This is a genomic window from Mucilaginibacter pedocola (assembly GCF_002013915.1).
Classification (GTDB): domain Bacteria; phylum Bacteroidota; class Bacteroidia; order Sphingobacteriales; family Sphingobacteriaceae; genus Mucilaginibacter; species Mucilaginibacter pedocola.
In genome coordinates this window covers 841,800-860,533 of the sequence record NZ_MBTF01000001.1, presented here as the reverse complement: position 1 = coordinate 860,533, position 18,734 = coordinate 841,800, and the positions used below count along the sequence as shown (strand labels likewise).

At 45.2% G+C, this 18,734-nt stretch carries 17 protein-coding genes and 2 tRNA genes; 5 read left to right on the top strand and 14 right to left on the bottom strand.

Annotated features, from left to right (window positions below):
* Nucleotides 1–9: 9 nt before the first annotated feature.
* From BC343_RS03890 to BC343_RS03865, 6 genes are all read right to left on the bottom strand, one after another.
* Nucleotides 10–936, bottom strand: coding sequence for an ArdC-like ssDNA-binding domain-containing protein (locus BC343_RS03890; protein WP_078346387.1), 927 nt, complete (start codon nucleotides 934–936; stop codon nucleotides 10–12).
* Nucleotides 937–1,130: 194 nt separating this feature from the next.
* The gene (locus BC343_RS03885) at nucleotides 1,131–1,382 is read right to left on the bottom strand and encodes a hypothetical protein (RefSeq protein ID WP_078346386.1); all 252 of its coding nucleotides are present in this window, start codon (nucleotides 1,380–1,382) and stop codon (nucleotides 1,131–1,133) included.
* Nucleotides 1,383–1,772: 390 nt separating this feature from the next.
* Entirely contained in the window at nucleotides 1,773–3,113 is a 1,341-nt protein-coding gene (locus tag BC343_RS03880) for a tyrosine-type recombinase/integrase (RefSeq protein WP_078346385.1), read from the bottom strand.
* A gap of 380 nt (nucleotides 3,114–3,493) precedes the next feature.
* A complete protein-coding gene (locus BC343_RS03875; RefSeq protein WP_078346384.1) occupies nucleotides 3,494–4,654 on the bottom strand; it encodes a hypothetical protein in 1,161 nt (386 codons plus the stop codon).
* 76 nt (nucleotides 4,655–4,730) lie between these two features.
* Nucleotides 4,731–5,141 (bottom strand): hypothetical protein, encoded by a 411-nt coding sequence (locus tag BC343_RS03870; RefSeq protein ID WP_078346383.1) that lies wholly within the window; start codon nucleotides 5,139–5,141, stop codon nucleotides 4,731–4,733.
* Between the two features lie 3 nt (nucleotides 5,142–5,144).
* Nucleotides 5,145–5,414 carry a DNA-binding protein gene (locus BC343_RS03865; RefSeq protein ID WP_078346382.1) on the bottom strand — a complete coding sequence of 90 codons (270 nt, stop codon included), beginning with the start codon at nucleotides 5,412–5,414 and terminating at the stop codon, nucleotides 5,145–5,147.
* A 255-nt stretch (nucleotides 5,415–5,669) separates the two neighbouring features.
* Here BC343_RS03865 and BC343_RS03860 point away from each other — a divergent pair, with 255 nt between their 5' ends.
* Both BC343_RS03860 and BC343_RS03855 read left to right on the top strand, forming a co-directional pair.
* Complete coding sequence (locus tag BC343_RS03860; RefSeq protein ID WP_078346381.1) at nucleotides 5,670–6,536, top strand: ATP-dependent nuclease; 867 nt, start codon at nucleotides 5,670–5,672, stop codon at nucleotides 6,534–6,536.
* An 86-nt stretch (nucleotides 6,537–6,622) separates the two neighbouring features.
* Entirely contained in the window at nucleotides 6,623–7,102 is a 480-nt protein-coding gene (locus BC343_RS03855; RefSeq protein ID WP_143822049.1) for a hypothetical protein, read from the top strand.
* Between the two features lie 118 nt (nucleotides 7,103–7,220).
* Here BC343_RS03855 and BC343_RS03850 read toward each other — a convergent pair.
* The 3 genes from BC343_RS03850 to BC343_RS03840 form a co-directional block, all read right to left on the bottom strand.
* Nucleotides 7,221–7,305, bottom strand: a tRNA-Leu gene (locus tag BC343_RS03850).
* A 76-nt stretch (nucleotides 7,306–7,381) separates the two neighbouring features.
* Nucleotides 7,382–7,454, bottom strand: a tRNA-Gly gene (locus tag BC343_RS03845).
* Nucleotides 7,455–7,577: 123 nt separating this feature from the next.
* Nucleotides 7,578–8,060: a regulatory protein RecX gene (locus tag BC343_RS03840; protein WP_078346379.1), complete on the bottom strand. Its 483-nt coding sequence runs from the start codon at nucleotides 8,058–8,060 to the stop codon at nucleotides 7,578–7,580.
* A gap of 55 nt (nucleotides 8,061–8,115) precedes the next feature.
* Between BC343_RS03840 and BC343_RS03835 the strand changes: the two genes are divergently transcribed.
* Nucleotides 8,116–10,578 (top strand): bifunctional UDP-N-acetylmuramoyl-tripeptide:D-alanyl-D-alanine ligase/alanine racemase, encoded by a 2,463-nt coding sequence (locus BC343_RS03835; protein WP_078346500.1) that lies wholly within the window; start codon nucleotides 8,116–8,118, stop codon nucleotides 10,576–10,578.
* A gap of 14 nt (nucleotides 10,579–10,592) precedes the next feature.
* Nucleotides 10,593–11,186 carry a DUF502 domain-containing protein gene (locus tag BC343_RS03830; RefSeq protein WP_078346378.1) on the top strand — a complete coding sequence of 198 codons (594 nt, stop codon included), beginning with the start codon at nucleotides 10,593–10,595 and terminating at the stop codon, nucleotides 11,184–11,186.
* Here the strand turns inward: BC343_RS03830 and BC343_RS03825 are convergent.
* From BC343_RS03825 to BC343_RS03810, 4 genes are all read right to left on the bottom strand, one after another.
* On the bottom strand, nucleotides 11,170–12,444 hold the full coding sequence (locus BC343_RS03825; RefSeq protein WP_078346377.1) for a TCR/Tet family MFS transporter: 1,275 nt from the start codon (nucleotides 12,442–12,444) through the stop codon (nucleotides 11,170–11,172). The genes BC343_RS03830 and BC343_RS03825 overlap by 17 nt on opposite strands.
* 52 nt (nucleotides 12,445–12,496) lie before the next feature.
* Nucleotides 12,497–13,759: a TCR/Tet family MFS transporter gene (locus BC343_RS03820; protein WP_078346376.1), complete on the bottom strand. Its 1,263-nt coding sequence runs from the start codon at nucleotides 13,757–13,759 to the stop codon at nucleotides 12,497–12,499.
* A 214-nt stretch (nucleotides 13,760–13,973) separates the two neighbouring features.
* A complete protein-coding gene (locus tag BC343_RS03815; protein WP_078346375.1) occupies nucleotides 13,974–14,681 on the bottom strand; it encodes an LOG family protein in 708 nt (235 codons plus the stop codon).
* Between the two features lie 117 nt (nucleotides 14,682–14,798).
* Nucleotides 14,799–16,307: a sodium:solute symporter gene (locus BC343_RS03810; protein ID WP_078346374.1), complete on the bottom strand. Its 1,509-nt coding sequence runs from the start codon at nucleotides 16,305–16,307 to the stop codon at nucleotides 14,799–14,801.
* Nucleotides 16,308–16,635: 328 nt separating this feature from the next.
* On the opposite strand from BC343_RS03810, the gene BC343_RS03805 reads away from it, so the two are divergent.
* On the top strand, nucleotides 16,636–18,021 hold the full coding sequence (locus BC343_RS03805; RefSeq protein WP_078346373.1) for a hypothetical protein: 1,386 nt from the start codon (nucleotides 16,636–16,638) through the stop codon (nucleotides 18,019–18,021).
* On the opposite strand, the gene BC343_RS03800 is transcribed toward BC343_RS03805, so the two are convergent.
* A complete protein-coding gene (locus BC343_RS03800; RefSeq protein ID WP_078346372.1) occupies nucleotides 18,022–18,498 on the bottom strand; it encodes a hypothetical protein in 477 nt (158 codons plus the stop codon).
* Between the last annotated feature and the right edge of the window lie 236 nt (nucleotides 18,499–18,734).

Sequence of the window (18,734 nt, the reverse complement as noted above, 5' to 3'; positions counted from 1 at the left end):
GAGTGCAATTTACGGGAAATCAACTGAGTATGAACAATCAAAAGGCTGCATCGAATAAAGATGCCTCATAGCACTTTCAGCCAAGATCTTACATTGCGTAACGTCGAATTCGTTTTCATTTAAAGTGGAAGTGATCTCGCCAATAAATGCGGCATGCCTTGCCGTATCAAGCGTATTCAGGTGGAAACGTTCACACAGTAGCGCTGCACACAGTTCAGCAGCAATATTTGCATGCACATTGCCCATGGTGGTTTGTTGGACGAGACGCAATTGATACATCGCCCATTTAGCAAGCTGCTGAAACTGCATGGCGTAAAAATTCTCCCGGGAACTTGCCTGCTCAGTGTCGATGAACATTGCCGCTGATGGCATTCTGATGGTATCGATACGGGTGCTGTAGTTCGGACAAAACTCGCCATATTCAAATACGGCTTTGGTGTTTTCCACGAATGTATCAATGATGGCAAGCCGCTCGAATGTCGTGGGCGGTATCTGCCAAGGGAAATATTCCGGGCGCTGATAGCTTGATAGCTGGCAACGGTTGAATACCTCAACGGTCGTCATCATTGGAACGGTTTTAAACGTGCCCGTCGAACCCGTCGAACGATATTGCCTTTGTAACGCAAGATGTGGCTTTTCTCCTGCGCGTACCGTTTCACCAAGCGTTTGCCATTCTTTTGCGCTTGCCCAATCTTCGAGCATATAAAAATTATTGCTGGCTATTTTCGTCAAAAGCAGGTGGTTCGTTCCCTGGTACAACTTTCCCGAAGAAGCATGCCGCGCAAAGCGAATGAACGGCTTGTTGAAGTTTGTATATGTTTCATCTAAAGGAGAAACGCCTTTTTTGATTTGGTTATCAATGACGATGACAATGGTTTCAATTTCGTCAGTAATAGCGGTGCCAGGCTGCCTGCCGGTGGAATTAGGTTTATTCAAGGCGTTCTCCTAAGAAAAATGCCGCAGCTTTCGCTACGGCACTGGTTAATATCATACGGTGGCGAGTTATAGGTCGTATTTCAGGTCGAACCAGTCACCGTGAAGTTCGATGTCGGTGGTTTGTAGGACATTCAGGAGATATTCGAGATCATCTTTATGCAGTGCGTCCGGCGCATTCTCATCAATCAATTCAATTAAAAATCCTTCCTTGCCGCTGTAAGGCAGCGTGTGGAAAATTTCCAGTCCTGATTGTTGAGCATGGCAACCTGGTATTCATCGTTAACAAGGAATACATAACCGCTACTCAAATTCATGGCAGGCTTTACACCGGAATTTTCAAAGCCGTTTGGCAAGCCCTGTTGTTCCCATGCTGCAAGCGTGTCGTAAAGCATTGCGATTTCGCGGTCTCCAAAGTCTGATAGATTTTTGGTGTAAAAGTTGTTCATTTGTTTTCTCCTGTAAGAGTTGATGGTTACAGGGGATGGATAAGCTGGAGCCTTAGCGAGCGAACGGCTGTTAATTTGGTTGGGCTGTGAATGCGAAGCAGAGAAAATTAATAGTTAGTGACGTGAGTGGCTTCGGCTAAGACCCTGTATTGAAACCGTCGGCTCGATCTTAACAGGTAGAAACAAATATGACTGATGCACCGGCTGAAAACTGAAAGCCCCACATGCGAGGTGCAGGGCTTCATCGGCACGTGAAAGCTTGGTTACTCAATTTTTCCGGGGCTTTCCACGCCTTTGATAATATCGGCGATACGCCAGCCATTAATGCGCTTGCTCAGCTTAAAGGGCTTCGGATAACGCCCGGCTTTCACTTCCGCCTCAAATGTAGTCTTACCCAGATTGTCCAGGAATTTGAGGATCGAAGGAAGCTGCCAGTACCCTAAATGAGGCGGGTTGGCTTGCGTATTGGATGGTTGCATAGGTTGGTTGTTGTGGTCGGTAGTCATGGTGATAAATAGTCCTTTGTTGTGTATCGGTAGGGGATGGGGTTGTTCTTAATTGTTGGTCGAGATAATCAGCATAGCGCTGCATCATCTCTGTACGTTCGTCGAGGTACTTCGCCCGATCATACGCCCGGTCGATCTCACTCTGCGGAACGTGTGCCAGTTGGCGGTCGGGAATCTCATGCTGGTATTTGAGCTTTTCCTTGCACACGCCCATGGCAAGCGCCCTGAACCCGTGGCAACTCATTTTATCGCCATAGTCCAGTGTAATAAGGCTTTCCTGGATAAGGCTCATACTGGTGAATTCTCCACGTGCAATAAGGCTCGGGAACAAATACGGCGTATGTCCAGTAAGTGCGTGTAAAGCCTTTAAATCGGCAATAACCTGCCTCGATAATGGCACCAGATGCTCGCGCTGCATTTTCATACGCAATGCCGTCACCGTCCACATCGCGTTATCAAAATCAAACTCACACCAACCGGCAGTCATTAATTCTGTACGCCGTACAAACGTTTTAAGCATGATGCGCACGGCGTAATAAGCGACAGGGGATATTTCGTCTTTGCGGCTTTCAAGCACCTTTAAAAACGCCGGCAGCTCGTCAATATCCATCGAACGGCGATGCTTTACCTTTGGGGTGGTAATAGCGCCTTTAAGCTCAATCGTGATATCTCGCTCAGCGCGGTCTGTCTGTACGCCAAAGCAAAATATCTGGCTCAGGTACTGGCGGCAACGTTTCGCCATATGCGGCGCTTTTTGTTCAATACCTTTGATGCAATCGTATAATTCGCCGGTCGTTAGCTGGCGCATTGGAAACCTACCCAGTTTGGGGAACAGGTGGTTTTCTAAACGTTTCAGTACCTCGCGCGCAAATCCGGGTTTCCATTTTGCGCGGTTCAGTTCGTACCATTCGCGCCCTAATACTTCCAGTGTTTGGCTGCGGTCGTCCTTTGCGCGTTGCTTGTCTGCCAGCTTTAAAAACACCGGATCAAAGCCTTTCTGTTTTTGTTTCTTTGCAACCTCTTGCAGGTTACGGGCTTGCATCAGCGGCACCTCAGGATAGATGCCTAACGCCAGGCGTTTCTCCTTGCCATCGATACGGTACTTGTACCGCCAGTATTTGCTGCCATTGGGCATGACTTCGAGGTAGAGTCCTCCATCGTCATAGAGGCGGTATTTATTAGGTTGTGGCTTGGCGTTGCGGCATTGCAGATCGTTAAGAGGCATTGCTCTTGTTCCTTTTCGAATTGTTGGTTAAAAAAAGAAACAGCAAGAACGCGCCCGATAGCTGCATAGCTATCGCGATTTGTTCCCCCAAAACTGCTGATTGTACCCGAGTATAGGCATTTATTCCTAATTGTCAAGTAGGCAATATTTTGAACGAAAACATGACTTTCATTCGCTTTTGTGCTTCCTTGGTCTTTAGGATTGCTCCCCTTGCGGGAGAGGTTAGACATAAATTATACTCTTAATTTGGTTGCAGAAATTTGGTTGCTGGTTCGGCTTGGTCCCCCCGTTTGTGTCCCCTTTAATTTAGGCACCAACCGTGGAACGTTTCCCACAATACCAATAAAATAAGCATAACGCAATAACAAGCAAGTTTGATTTTAGCTTATAGGATGCCCTTCCACATTCTTCAAAGACATTTTGAATAGAAACTGTTCTAATTTACCAAAAGCAGTATTCCAGTATAACTGACGCTGGGTATCGATCAAATTGAGATGTAAAATTGGTGGAGGGGGCATTACTTTGCCGAGGATCTCCTTAGTAAAGTCTAAGTCTTCGATCGTGAATTTTGGCTCGCTAATGTTTAACATTTCCCAACTTATCGGACTAGTTAAATAAACATTCTTGGAAAGATATTCGCAAAAACCTTCGTTCATGCTCGTTTTTACAGGAATGGCGTAATTTAAAAATTGGTTGTTGAACAGCTCGTCATTATTAATCGCCTTAGTTTTTGTAGAATTATAAACTACGCCTTGAAATTCAGATGTTTCAGCGACCCACTGCATGAGCATTTGAGGGATTATATATTCCGGTTTAAAAGTGGCATCTCCGTATCGAACTTTTGTATAACAAGCTATATACAAAGGAAATAGGTTTATAAATTTAACAAAGGCAAGTTTGTGAGCTCCTGCAACACCATCACTAATTATTTTTTCTTGTTCTTTCCATTTAGGAACAAAATACATCTTTAGAAATTTATAGTTAACGGATAGGTCAAGGTATTTGAAATGATTTGTTTTAAATCGAGATACAGCCATTTGAGAGAATACAGGTCGATCTAATTCTTCCCAACACGTATGAACCGAATTGGATAGATATATGCATGGCAAGCCACTCAAGCTAAATCTATTGGTTTTAACGATATGCCTTTTTTCGAAAGGAATGTGAAACATTTCCTTAATGCCTAAGTCTTTTGTAAATTCCTGGCGAGCCTTAAATAAAAAATTATCATGTGTGTCAATATGTAGGTTTTTATTAGGTGGGATCAGATAATCAGGCATGTTCTCCATCAACTTGGCAAAAATGTGATACGCACTTGCCAGTTTTCCATGCAAATAACTATCCACCACTTCTTCGAGCAAGTTGCAGGCTTCTATTATTTTATCTAAATCCTGTGCAATTAACGATGAATAGTCGTCGTCGACTAATTTGAGTAACCCTAAATACGTTTCAAATGATGCAATCAGATGACTTTGAAATGAAGATTTAGTTTTCGATGGGAAATCGAATATTGGATGGTCAAATAATTCTTTTGTATTCATAAAGGATGGTCGCGAGATTATCTGTCGTTTTTAGACTGACTTGAAGCGAATATACTAAATGCAATACACGGATAAACTAATAACCGATCCCATAATCTTTATCGATATTCCTCTGCTTTGCTTCGCGTTCCTCTTTCATGCGGTTCATGCTCTCACGTATTTTGTATTCGTGTTTGCCGTCCGCCAAACCCCTTTTAAAATCATTGTGCAGTTCTTTTGATGATAACATTTTATCAAGCAGTTTTGGGTCTTGTTTGGAAAGGGCATGAGCATTATTGAAACCGTTTTTGTATTCAGTGTTAAAGTCTTTGCGAGGGATGCCTTGACTAAACTCGTTGTGATCTTTGGCAATCGCCATCGTCCGGACAAACGCGTTATTTTTGTTGTTCCGAATGATTTGCTCCAGCAATTTAGGTTCATAGATGCTTAGGATTGTACCAACATTATATGCACGGGCGATACGTTTTTCTTCTTCACTTGCTGCCATGGCTTAAAAGGTGTCTTTTGCGTTGTTAGAGAGATACTCATTAATTGAGGCGGTTTCATACAGGATTACACGCGGAGATGCGTAGACGAACCTTATTTGCCCGCTATCGCGGATTTTAAACAATGTGGTTTTACTGGAGATGCCAAGTTTTTTCATGGCTTGTTCGCCTGTCAGCCAAAGTTCCTCTTTGATATATTTTTCGTCCTGGATGCGAGCGACAACTTTTTCGATCAGTTGATAGAATGCGGGTTCTTCAAGGCAAATAACCTCCATGCTTATTGTGATGATTTAGACCAGCAAAATAAAAAATAGAGGTGTTTGAAAAAATACGTAGAACTACGCGATTATATGGTAATAAATGTCCCCAAGAATTAACAAGATTTGTTGATATTTAAGAGATAATCAAGTATTCTGCTAAAAATATAGAATAATATACAGATCATGCCTAAAGGAAAAATATCTACATTTATCCTTATTGGGATGAGTAATAAAAAATTTGTTCATTGTATTTAACTAAGAGAAACTAATATGTCGGACGTCAGAAGCGCGCTACTCAGTAAATTCAATAGCAGTATTTATCGGAATTTTGGAGCATTTTTAAAAGAAATAACTATTGAAGGTTTTAGAGGTATAACTGAAACGATAAACTTTGAATTCCCAATTACTGCAATAAGTGGATTTAACGGCGCTGGTAAAAGTACTATCGGGCAAATTGCCGTTTGTGCTTATAAGACCCCAAGCACGGATAGGATTTACAAAAGAAAGTACATAAAGGATTTCTTTCCTCAATCAGCAAGCTTAGATCCAGCACCATTTATCTCGAATGCGAAAGTCATTTATAAATATTCTACAAATACTTCTACTCTTCAAAATCTGACGGTATCACGTCAAAGAGTTGAATGGTCTGGGTACAAAAGACAACCTGAACGACATTGTTTCTACGTGGGATTTGCAGCATATATACCTAAGATTGAAAGTAGAGGTAATAAAATTTATAAAAATGAAAGAATGGTTCTTACCGCCAAACGAGTTATAACGCCTGAAATTCATTTACACGTAAAACAAATCTTGAATTCAGATTATGACGAAGTTTGGTTTCAAGGTATGCAAGCCGATGGTAAAACCAACGAGATTGGAATGCTTTCTCGCTATGGCTACACTTATTCGGAAAATAACATGGGTTTTGGTGAAGGTCGATTATTGTATATGATAGATCTTTTAGAGAATGAACCAAACAATAGCTTATTTGTATTCGAAGAGCCTGAAACTTCACTCCATGGTGATGCCCAATATAAATTTATTAAGTACTTAATGGATATCTGTATTAGAAAAGGGCATCAGGTTATTTTATCAACGCATTCAAGTACAATGCTTGAAGCATTACGAAGTTTTTAATAAGAAATAGGTCGGGCGTGAAGGTAATAGATCGCGTGAGTGCCTATAGAGCCAAGTCATTGTTAAGCGACGGGCGTGAACATGCCATGGAAATATTAGTCGAAGATAAATTTGCAAAATCTTTATTGACGGAAATTTTAAGGCAACGGTTTCCAGAACTGATTTCCTCGATCGGAATACATCCTGTTGGTGATGCTACCGCTGTTCGACAATTGACAGAGTATTTGATTGACGCTGGACATAGAGCTATAGCAATCAGAGATGCGGACCAAGGCGAAAATAAATCTACCAAACTTTTTAAGTTTCCTGGCACCCTTCCACCTGAAAAGGAAGTGTTTTTGACATCAGAGGTACAAAACGAATTAGGATCTAAATATAATATCGACGTTAGAGAAATATTATCGGTTGCCGATTTAGACCATCATAAATATTCAGAGTACCTTTCCTTAAAAGCCCATTGCCCTAAAGAAGTTTTAGAAAACCAAGCAATTGTCGAATATATCAGAACCAAAGGAGAAGGATTTTTCGCAGAACTGGTTTCAATTATCGGTTCAGAATTGCATTAAAATACTTAAGAAGTACAAATTTTGCCGTAACAAGGCGCATCACATGAAATGTTCCGCCAATGTTCGACCAAGCAAAAAGGCAGTTAGCGCTTTTTCGCGTAACTGCCTCATTTTCAAGTACTCAGAGCGGGAATCGAACCCGCACTCCGTTAACGGGAACAGGATTTTAAGTCCTGCGTGTCTACCAGTTCCACCATCTGAGCCTGGAGGTTTTCCCGGCCTTGTGCGGGAAATTAACCTTTCAAAAATAAATCCCTTCGGGTTGAGGGAAGGGATTTGAGCGAAAGACGAGATTCGAACTCGCGACCCCGACCTTGGCAAGGTCGTGCTCTACCAACTGAGCTACTTTCGCGTTGGTATTTCCTTTAAACTTCGGCTTCCGTTTTTGTCCGTTTGCCTATCTCGTTTGCGGGAGTGCAAATATAGACAGAATTAGGTGCTCTGCAAGTAAAAATTTAACTTTTTTTAAAGTTTTTTATAAACCGCTGTTTTTCAAAACCTCCATGGTAAGCTCGGGTTCAAAACCACGGCTCAGGGCGTATTGCTGCAGTTTATAATTGCGTTTGGCAGTATTGCTTTCGGCCACGGTGCCGGCTTTTTTGGTAATCAAGCGGGTGAGGGTGGCTATATAATCGTCGAGGTCGAGGGTTTGCAGTGCCTTTTTTATGAGTATCGGTGATACGTTCTTTTGCTTTAGCCCCTGCTTTATTTTAATGCGCCCCCAATGCTTCTGGTTGAATTTGCCGCTTGTATAGGCCTTGGCAAAGCGTTCCTCGTTCAAAAAGTTGCTTTCTATCAGTTGTGTAATAATGTTCTCTACGGCGGTGGTGTACAGGCCCCATTCATACAGTTTGTCGCGCACTTCCTGCTGCGAGCGTTCCTGGTAGGCGCAGTAGTGTTCGGCTTTTTTAAGGCCCGTGGCCGGGTCGGTTATCTTCGGTTTTTGGGGGTTATCCATCAACCAAAATTCGTTAAAATTCTTCTATTCGCAGAAATATAAGCAAATTCGTGCCATGCAGAACATCTACCGGTTAAGCGAAATAAAGGGCATTATTGGTGCCGAAGGTAACCTTGCAGACGATAGCGCCATCAGCGTTTTGCTGACGGATAGCCGCCGCATTACCTACCCGGCATCGTCGCTTTTCTTTGCGCTGAGCGCCCGCCGCAACGGGCACGAGTTTATTGCCGATGCCTATACTGCCAGCGTGCGCAGCTTTGTGGTGAACGCACAGCCCGATACCGTAATGCCCGATGCCAGCTTTTTGGTAGTACCCAATGTACTGGCCGCCCTGCAACAATTAGCCGCACATCACCGCAGGCAGTTTAATTTGGAGGTGATAGGGGTAACGGGCAGCAATGGCAAAACCATTGTGAAGGAGTGGCTGTACCAACTGTTCTGCCCCGAGAAAAACATTGTACGCAACCCTAAAAGCTATAACTCGCAAATAGGGGTGCCGCTGTCGGTTTGGCAGCTCAACGAGGGGCATAACCTCGGTATCTTCGAGGCAGGTATATCTGCCCCCGGCGAAATGGAGCGGCTGGAGGCTATTATACAGCCCTCGGTAGGCGTGCTTACCCACATGGGCACCGCGCATGATGAAGGCTTCTCATCGCCCGCCGCCAAGCTGGAGGAAAAGCTGAAGCTGTTTAAGAACTGCCGCCTGCTGGTTTATAACTACGAGGTACTGCTCGATCATGAAGCCGCTCTAAGCACCACCGAGTGCTTCACCTGGAGCCGCAAATTCAAAATTGCCGACCTGTACGTATTCAGCGAAACTACCATTGCCGATAAATATTACCTGCGCGGCAAATACAAAGGGCAGGAGATAGAGTGCCTGGTGCCTTTCCGCGATGATGCTTCGATAGAGAATGCCATTGTTTGCTGGGCCACCATGCTGGCCATGGGCTACAGCCCCGCTAATGCCGACGACCGCATTGAGCGCCTTAGCCCCGTAAGTATGCGGCTGGAACTGAAGCATGGCATAAACGATTGCTCTATTATTGATGATTCGTACAACTCCGATGTACAGTCGCTGGAGATAGCGTTGAACTTTTTGGGGCAGCAGAATCAGCACAGTAAGAAGACGGTCATCCTGTCGGATATCTACCAGTCGGGGTTGTCGGAAGAAGCCTTGTACAAACAGGTGGCTCAATTGATAAGCGATAAACGTATTGAGCGCTTTATCGGCGTTGGTGCGGCACTGGTAGCCCATCAGCAATATTTCCGCGTGCCCGAGGTGCATTTTTATGCCGATACTATGGCTTTGCTGCAGGATATTGGCAAGCTGCATTTCCGCGAAGAAACTATTTTGATAAAAGGTTCGCGTAGTTTTGAATTTGAACGGGTGAGCCGCGTACTGAGCCAAAAGGCGCACGAAACCATTTTAGAAATAAACCTGAATACGCTGCTGAGCAACCTCAACTATTATAAGGCTAAACTACAGCCGGGCGTTAAGCTGATGGCTATGGTGAAGGCATTCTCGTACGGCAGCGGCACCTTCGAGGTGGCAAACATGCTGCAATACAATAAGGTGGATTATTTGGCCGTGGCCTATACCGACGAGGGTATTGCGCTGCGCGAGGGCGGCATTAGCCTGCCCATCGTAGTGCTGAACCCCGAACCGTTGGCTTATGATAAATTGGTAGCTTATCGTTTAGAACCGGAGATATACAGCTTCGGGCTGCTGGATGAGTTTGTGCAGTTTGCGCAGGAGAACGATGTAAGCAATTACCCCATACACGTTAAGATAGATACCGGCATGCACCGCCTGGGTTTTGAGCCGCAGGATGTGGACACCCTTTGCGATATGCTGGAGGTAAACAAGTATGTAAAAGTAGCCTCGGTGTTCTCGCATTTGGCCGCCAGCGATGCCGCCCAACACGATCTGTTTACCCTGCACCAGATAGGCGTTTTCGACAAAGCCGCTGCGCAAATAGAGCAAGCCGTTGGTTATAAAGTATTAAAGCATATCAGTAATACATCGGGCATAACCCGCTGGCCTAATGCACAGTATGATATGGTGCGTTTAGGCATTGGCCTCTACGGGGTAGATGCTGCCGTACCTGCCGACGATGCCGGGCTGCAACCCGTTGCTACCTTGAAAACCACCGTATCGCAAGTACGCAAGGTGCCCGCTAACGATACCATTGGCTACAACCGCAACGGCAGTTTAAAGCGCGACGGTGTAATTGCTACGGTACGTATTGGCTATGCCGATGGCTACCTGCGCGCCTTTGGTAATGGCGTTGGTCGTATGCTGGTGAACGGCGTACAAGTGCCTACCGTGGGCAATATCTCTATGGATATGTGCGCCATTGATGTTACCGATGTACCCAACCTACGCGAGGGCGATGAGGTTATCGTTTTTAACGATGTACTGCGGATAGAAGAACTGGCAAAGCAGATAGGCACCATCCCGTATGAAATTTTAACAAATATTTCGCAGCGGGTAAAGCGGGTGTACTTTTACGAATAGCGTATATTTGCGGCATGAAAAGGTTGTTCCGCGTCCTGCTAAATTATTTCATCAAGGGGATGCTTATTGTGGTGCCGCTGGGTGCCGCGTTTTTCCTGATATTTTGGGCGGTATCTACGGTTGATAACGCGCTTAACCTCAGTGCCGAACTTTGGGTAGATAAGGATGGTAAACCCATCTACATCCCCGGTTTGGGTATCCTCAATGTTATCGTCATCATTTTGGTAGCAGGTATTTTGGTTACCAATGTTATAACCGACCCGATAAAAGGCTGGTTCCACCGCTGGCTGAACAGGCTGCCTATTTTCAAATTCCTGTACTCGTCTATAAAAGACCTTACCGAAGCCCTGGTAGGCGACGAAAAGAAATTCAACGAACCCGTACTGGTAGAAATGAACGCTTACGGCTTGAAAAAGATAGGCTTTATGGTGCAGAAGGATATGGCATCCATCGGCTTGCCCGGCGATGTTGCTGTGTATTTTCCATGGTCGTACTCCTTTGCCGGCCAGGTGGTTATTGTAGCTGCGGATAAAGTAAAACCTATTGATAAAAGCGCTGCCGATGTAATGAAATTCGTTATTTCGGGTGGGGTTAGTGGTTTGGAATAGTCCCCGCCTTTTCCGTCAGTAATTTCGGATCCTTCTTTTTAAAGCTGCGGATAGTGAGGATAATAGCCAGCCCCATCATTATTGCCCCTAATAAAAAAGGCGCGCCGGGGAAATGAACTTTTGCATCCGGGCTGGTGAAACGGTGGAAGATGGAGGTCATCATCAGCGGTCCTATGATGGTGGTTACGCTCACCAAACTTGTTAAAGCGCCCTGTAGTTCGCCTTGTTCTTTGGGCGATACGTGCTCAGATATAAAGCCCTGCAATGCCGTGCCGCCAATACCGCCCATGCAATAAGGTATCATTACCAAATACATCATCCAGGGGATATTATTGAAAGATATCAGCACCAATCCAATGCCGTAAAAGGCAATGCCGGCGAGGATATTCTTCCGCAGGCCGAATTTGGGTATCGTCCATCTTACTAAACCGCCTTGCACGCCAACGATAAGCAGACCCAGGAATATCCCCAGCGCCCCGATGCTCGATTCGCTCCAGTGAAATTTCTCCACTACATAAAAGGGCAGCACACTCTCCACTGCTTTTTGGCCAATGTATACAATAGTATAAGCGGTTATCAAAGTACTCACGGCAAGGGAATAATGCCGCAACCGCAGCAAAGAGCCAACGGGATTGGCCCTCTCGAACTCGAATTTTCGCCTGTTTTCAACGCTCAACGATTCGGGTAATACAAAGTAGCCGTAAATGGCATTGATGAAGGCAAGCCCGCCCGCTACAAAGAAGGGTAGACGAATGAATACGCCACCCAAAAAACCACCCAGTCCAATGCCTAAAATAAAACCAAGCCCTGTCGCAGCACCGATCAGCCCGAAGTTGGCGGCACGTTTATCGCCGCTACTAACATCAGAAATGTAAGCTGTAGCCGTGGTAGTACTGGCGCCTGCCACGCCGGCAATAAAGCGCCCGATGAACAGCCAGAATATAGAGGGGGCAAAGCCCATGAACAAATAATCGATACCGAAACCCACCAGCGAGATAAGCAGCACAGGCCGGCGACCGTAGCGGTCGCTCAGGTTGCCCAATATGGGCGCGCAAACAAATTGCATGGTGGCGTAGGTAAAGGTGAGGTAGCCGCTATACTGGCTGGCCATGCTCACGCCCACATGGCCCAATTGCTCCAAAAGGGTAGGGAGTATGGGTATGATGATGCCCAGCCCCATGGTATCTATCAGTACCGTAACGAATATGAACCCTAACGCGCCCGGCCGTTTTTGCGCTTGCTGCTTTGTATCTGCCATGTATATTGCTTAGAACAGATAATTGGCGGAAAGTTTTACCATCGGGCTATAATTAATGGGCAACAACATCAATAGGGGCAGCGTTTTTACTCTCTTTAGCACGTTTAAAACTCAAAACGGCTAATATGGTGCTCAACAACATAAGCAAAGCACCAGCAAAAAATGCAGCACCGGGGAAATGCACGGGAGCGGTTTGCCCCGTGAAATACGAGAACAGGTTAGTCATCATAATTGGCCCGAAGATAGAAGTAACGCTCATCAAGCTCGTAAGCCCGCCCTGTAGTTCGCCTTGTTCGTTAGCTGGTATTTGTCCGCTGATGAGACCCTGTAATGCTGGTCCGGCTATACCACCGAGGCAGTATACTACCAGTATGGCAAACATCATCCAGCTTTTATCTGCAAATGCGAACAGGAATAAGCCCAGTGTGTAAAGCAGCAGGCCGTAAATAATACTTTTCTTTTGCCCAAGTTTTGGAATAGTTACCCTAATGAGTAGCCCCTGTACCAAACCCGACAGTACACCAACCAAACCAAGCGAGTAACCCACAAGCGATTCGGTCCATTGGAAGCGTTGCATAGTAAAGAAAGTCCAGGTGCTTTGTACGGCGTGGGCAGCAAGGTATATGAGTATCAGCGATGCAATAAGCCCGCTTACTGATGGGTATTTTTTTAATTGCATTAGCGAACCTACCGGGTTTGCCCTGCGCCATTCAAATGGGCGGCGGTGGGCTTTATCTAACGATTCGGGGAGTACGAAGTAACCATACGCAGCGTTGATCAACGCCAATGCGCCTGCGGTAAGGAAGGGTAGTTTAGTGCTGTATTGGCCTAATACACCACCCAAAACCGGGCCTATAATAAACCCAAGCCCAAATGCTGCACCAATTATACCAAAGTTTTGCGCACGCTTTTCGGGCGGACTAACATCAGCAATGTAAGCTGAAGCCGTAGTGAAACTGGCACCGGTAATACCTGCAATAATACGACCCAAAAACAGCCACCAAATGGTAGGAGCAAAGGCCAAAAAAGCGTAATCGATAGCGAAGCCCAGCAACGAGCCAAGCAGAACCGGGCGGCGGCCGTAGCGGTCGCTCAGGTTACCCAACACCGGGGCGAACAGAAACTGCATTACTGAGTAGGCGAACAGCAGCCAACCGCTCCATTGCGCGGCGGCACTCAGATCGCCGTGAATCAGGTTTTCTATCAGTTTTGGGAATACCGGTATAATGATACCAAAGCCGGTGATATCAATAAGCAGCGTAACAAAAATAAAGCCTAAGGCTGCAGGTTTTTTGGTTTGGGCTGAAGCGTCCATACCGTAAAGATGTGAAATTAACACGAATTGCACGAATTAAATCGAATTTCACAGGTAGGTCGAATTGTTGGCACATTTTACCGCAAAGTGCGCAAAGAAAAAACGCAAAGAGCGCAAAGCTTTGCAAATTGTTTATTTAAGCTTTGTGTTCTTTGCGTTAGTTGAGCTGCAAATCTTTGCGCACTTTGCGGTTAATTAAACACAAAGGCAACCCTTAGAAGTTCGGTTTCAACACATACTTGTCATAGAAACGGAAGATGTGCTCCGCGGCTTCTTCTGCCGTATCTACCAGGCGGTACAGGTTAAGGTCGTCGGGGCTAATGTTGTGCTCTTCGGCCAGCATACGCTCTTCTACCCATTTAAATAGTCCGCCCCAGTAATCAAGCCCCACAAATACGATAGGGAAGCGGGCAATTTTACCGGTCTGTATCAGTGTGATGGCCTCGAAGGATTCGTCCATAGTACCAAAACCGCCGGGCAGGATGATAAAGCCCTGCGAATACTTCATAAACATTACCTTACGGATGAAGAAGTAATCGAACTCGAGTATCTTATCCCTGTCGATATATTTATTGTGGAACTGCTCGAAGGGTAGCTCGATGTTCAAGCCTACCGATTTACCACCGGCCTCGTAGGCGCCTTTGTTGGCAGCCTCCATAATGCCCGGGCCACCACCCGATATTACACCATAACCGCGCTCGGTAAGCAGGCGGGCGGTATCTTCGGCCAGTTTGTAAAATTTGTTATCGTTTTTGGTACGTGCCGAACCGAAGATGGAAACGCATGGGCCAATTTTGGCCAGCTTCTCGAAGCCGTCCACAAACTCGGCCATTATTTTAAATATCTGCCACGAATCGGTAACCTTTATTTCCTGCCAGTTCTTGTTCTCGAATGCCTGTCTTATTTTATCCTCACTTGTCATAGATGTTTATTTGGTCCGGAAGTCCGTAAGACGGGATTCCGAAAGAGTAAAATGATGTGCAAATATTACAATAATTAGTTGCTTAAGTTTTAACGCCAATATTAAACTATTAATATGCTAAGCAGCTACCACCTCTGTCTTTCCGACTTCCGGACTTTCCGACTTCGCACTCGAAGTAGCCCACAACCCAATAAAGGTTATCAGCCCGTTCACGATGATCAACTCGTTATCGAAAACGTAGCCGCCTAATAAGGCCTTGCTTTCGGTACTCAAAAAGAAGCAAACCGCAGGCGATATCAAACAAATAAAGGGCACCAACTTATCGCGCACCTGCCTGTTACTTACAAACAAGCCGAACGAATACAAGCCCAAAAGCGGGCCGTAAGTATAAGAGGCTACTTTGAAAATAGCGCCCACCACAGCATCGTTATTAATAGCATTGAAAATAATGATAGTTAAAAACATCAGCCCCGAAAAGGCGATATGCACCCAATGGCGGGTGGCAACATTCTTTTTGCTGTTAAGGTCGTTCTTTTTGTTGAAGCCCAGAAAATCTACACAAAACGAAGTAGTGAGCGCGGTTAATGCCGAATCGGTAGTAGCAAACGTTGCTGCCGTTAAGCCCAGCATAAATACCATGGCTGGTATTACCCCTAAATATTTTAGGGCAATGGTAGGGAAGAGGTAATCGGTTTTTTCTACGGTGATACCGTATTTGGCGGCGTACATATACAGTAAGGCACCCACGCTGAGGAAGAAGATATTGATCACCACGAACACCCCGGTAAAGCTGAACATATTCTTTTGCGCCTCTTTGATATTTTTGAGGCTCAGGTTCTTCTGCATCAGGTCCTGGTCGAGGCCGGTCATGCCAATTGTGATAAACACGCCTCCTAAAAATTGTTTTGTCAAATGAAACTTGCTGCCCAAAAAGTCGTCGAGGAAAAATATTTTAGAGTAACTGCTGTTCTTGATGGCTTCGGCAGCTTCGAAAAGGTTGTAATCGAGGCTTCGGCAAATGAAAAATATCGAGAGGAAAACCGATGTTACCAAAAAGAAAGTTTGCAGGCTATCGGTAATAATGATGGTTTTTAAGCCACCTTTAAACGTGTAGCTCCATATCAATGCCAGGCATATCAGCACGGTTACCGCAAACGGTACATTATAGGTATCGAAGATAAATTTCTGCAACACTATAACCACCAAATACAATCTGAATGACGATCCGATGGTACGGCTAAGCAGGAAAATAGCGGCTGCCGTTTTATAGCTCCAGGTACCTAAAGCATGTTCTATGTAGCTATATATAGAAGTAAGCTTCATGCGGTAGTATAAGGGCAGCAATACAGTAGCAATAATGATAAAACCTGCAGCGTTGCCCAGTACGAACTGGAAGTACGCGAACTGGTCGCCACTTGGGGCGCCTACTTTGCCGGGCACCGATATAAAGGTTACGCCACTCAATGCCGTGCCTATCATCCCGAAGGCCACTAGGTACCATTTGGAATTGCGGTTGGCCACAAAAAAGGTATCGTTGTTGGCAGAGTTTTTTGAGGTGAGGTACGAGATAACCATCAGCACCAAAAAGTAACCTATTATAAATGTGAGCAATATTCCCGACGACATAGTTTGCGATGTATTTTACCGAATGTAGGGGTTTGAGGGTTATAAACAAAATTGAATTACTGGTGGTTATTTAACCACGGAGATAACAGAGGTTACGCGGAGGTGCACAGAGGTTTTTGAGGTGGAGTTAATATTGGTCATTCAAATTCGTGAAATTCGCCCTCATCCGATAAAATTAGTGTTCACTCGAATAGTGCGATTGCAGAGCTCTGCGCACCTCCGCGTTTTTCTCTCTGTGTTCTCTGCTGTAAAATTAAAATCAAAGCATTCCCGCCCATTAATTAATACGAACATATTTGCTTAATTTGGTGTGCAAAATACATCACCTATGGCCGCTATCGCAAAACTTATAATTTTCTTTTTTTGCGTGGTGGGCTGCCTTTTATCGTGCCGCGAGAAAGTTGCCGAAAAACCTGCCGCTAAAGCAAATAACCCCGATGTACAGCAATTGATAACACAGGGCAAGCGGTTGCAAAATGCGCATATCGATTCCTTGCCTGTAATTTCCGAACAGCTAAGAAAAACAGGCGATAAAACGGGTATCGTATACAGTGGCCTCTTTACTGCGCATTATTTGTGGATGTCGTCGCGGCACGAAGAATCGATGGCGGCGGCTGTGAAATGTTTGGCAGATATAGAGAAGTATGGCGTAAAAGAGGCCTATCCCGAAATATACGGGCTGATAGCCAACCTGCATAAAGAAAGCACCAATTTTAAGATGGCCTTCGAGGCCCAGCAAAAGGCACTTGAATGGGCTCGTACCAATAAAGATACTGCCGCTATTATTAACATGCTTAGCTTGAAGGCGATGTTTATACATAGTTACCGCAAGGGGGCAGGGGCTGATACTTCGATGCCCGATACCTCCATAAACGTTCAACTTCGGGCGCTGAAGGTAGCCCAGGCCAGCCCGAAGTATGAGTTAATGCGTATACCGCTTTACGATAATGTGGGGCAATTCTATTTAGATACCGGAGATTACTCCCGAGCTATTGAGTACGCAGGCAAGGGTGTGGCACTTGCCGAAAAGAATGGCCGCAAGCGCTCGCTTACATATGGTTATTGCTGGTTAGGGCAAGCCTTGTTTTATACCGGGCAGCGAGAGCGCGGGATGGAGTACCTTAACAAAGCGCTGGCCATAACCAAAGAAATTAAAGAGCCCTACCGCGAAATGGAAATGTACGAGCATATGTACGATTGCTACCTTTTTGCGGGCGACTACAAAACCGCCATCGGGCTGCTGAGCAAAGCCAAAGAAATGCGCGACTCGGTACGGGTGCGGGTAAACGAAGTGAAACTGAGCGAACTGCAAATAAAGTACGAAACCGCCCGCAAGGATAAAGAACTTGCCGAAATGAACGAACGGCAGGCAAGGCAAAAACGGCAGCTGATAGTAACTGTGGCCGGTTGCGTACTGTTTATTGTGTTTACCATCATCCTGCTGCTACAATACCGCATCATTAGGCGCGATAACCAATTGCGTATTTTAAGCAACAAACGTAAAGACAGGGCGCTGGAACAGATCGCCTTCATCCAATCGCACGAGTTGCGTAAGCCACTGGCATCTATACTGGGGCTGATCAGTGTTATAAAACTGTCTGACAAAGAAATAGATAAAGATGCTCTCAGTAAACTCGAACAGGCCGGCGGGGAATTGGATACCGCCATACGTTCTATTATTACGCATGTGGAGGAAGAGGCGAAAGGGGAGTAACTAATTATACGCGGTTACCACCCTGTCAGATACTATCTGTATATCATAAACCCGGCGTAGTGGGTTGTAAGGTACGGCATCATTCACCATTATATAGATGCTACCCAAGTCCTTTACAACATAGGTTTGCACATCAGCGGTACTGCCGGCCTTGTTAAGGTAATCGGCAATGGAGTTATAAATAAGGTTGTATTGCTGTAATTCGTTGGTTTCTATCTCTATAAAGAGGCGCCTGCCATCTATCCGCACATTCACATTATTATACGTGCCTCCGGGGATAGCGAGGGTGTATTTGCGTGTATTCTTTTTGATATTCTTCTCAGCCAACGTATAACCTTTCGATATAAAAAAGGTATCGGCATGGTTGATGTTGTTGCGCAGGAGGTAACTGAGGTCGTCGTACGATACCAGGTTGCTTTGGGCGAAACAGGTGATGGTTGATAAGAATAATATGACGGTTAAAAACAGCTTCTTCATTTTGAGTGAACACGAATGATTTCGAATGAAACGAATTTCACAAATTAAAATGGTTAAATATTATAGCCACAGAATTATTACAGCATCGCTGTTATTTTCACGCAAAGGCGCAGAGACGCAAAGAAGAAAAAGACAGCAGGCTCTATAGTTGCCAATGCATTAACGACTTAGTGCCGCAGTTAAAAAATCTTTGCGCCTTGGCGTCTTTGCGAGAGATACCAAGCCGCATCGCAAAT

Coding starts and splice junctions, on each gene's coding strand:
- BC343_RS03885 (WP_078346386.1), bottom strand. CDS start 1,382: ATGAACAACTTTTACACCAAAAATCTATCAGACTTTGGAGACCGCGAA.
- BC343_RS03880 (WP_078346385.1), bottom strand. CDS start 3,113: ATGCCTCTTAACGATCTGCAATGCCGCAACGCCAAGCCACAACCTAAT.
- BC343_RS03875 (WP_078346384.1), bottom strand. CDS start 4,654: ATGAATACAAAAGAATTATTTGACCATCCAATATTCGATTTCCCATCG.
- BC343_RS03870 (WP_078346383.1), bottom strand. CDS start 5,141: ATGGCAGCAAGTGAAGAAGAAAAACGTATCGCCCGTGCATATAATGTT.
- BC343_RS03865 (WP_078346382.1), bottom strand. CDS start 5,414: ATGGAGGTTATTTGCCTTGAAGAACCCGCATTCTATCAACTGATCGAA.
- BC343_RS03860 (WP_078346381.1), top strand. CDS start 5,670: ATGTCGGACGTCAGAAGCGCGCTACTCAGTAAATTCAATAGCAGTATT.
- BC343_RS03855 (WP_143822049.1), top strand. CDS start 6,623: ATGGAAATATTAGTCGAAGATAAATTTGCAAAATCTTTATTGACGGAA.
- BC343_RS03840 (WP_078346379.1), bottom strand. CDS start 8,060: ATGGATAACCCCCAAAAACCGAAGATAACCGACCCGGCCACGGGCCTT.
- BC343_RS03835 (WP_078346500.1), top strand. CDS start 8,116: ATGCAGAACATCTACCGGTTAAGCGAAATAAAGGGCATTATTGGTGCC.
- BC343_RS03830 (WP_078346378.1), top strand. CDS start 10,593: ATGAAAAGGTTGTTCCGCGTCCTGCTAAATTATTTCATCAAGGGGATG.
- BC343_RS03825 (WP_078346377.1), bottom strand. CDS start 12,444: ATGGCAGATACAAAGCAGCAAGCGCAAAAACGGCCGGGCGCGTTAGGG.
- BC343_RS03820 (WP_078346376.1), bottom strand. CDS start 13,759: ATGGACGCTTCAGCCCAAACCAAAAAACCTGCAGCCTTAGGCTTTATT.
- BC343_RS03815 (WP_078346375.1), bottom strand. CDS start 14,681: ATGACAAGTGAGGATAAAATAAGACAGGCATTCGAGAACAAGAACTGG.
- BC343_RS03810 (WP_078346374.1), bottom strand. CDS start 16,307: ATGTCGTCGGGAATATTGCTCACATTTATAATAGGTTACTTTTTGGTG.
- BC343_RS03805 (WP_078346373.1), top strand. CDS start 16,636: ATGGCCGCTATCGCAAAACTTATAATTTTCTTTTTTTGCGTGGTGGGC.
- BC343_RS03800 (WP_078346372.1), bottom strand. CDS start 18,498: ATGAAGAAGCTGTTTTTAACCGTCATATTATTCTTATCAACCATCACC.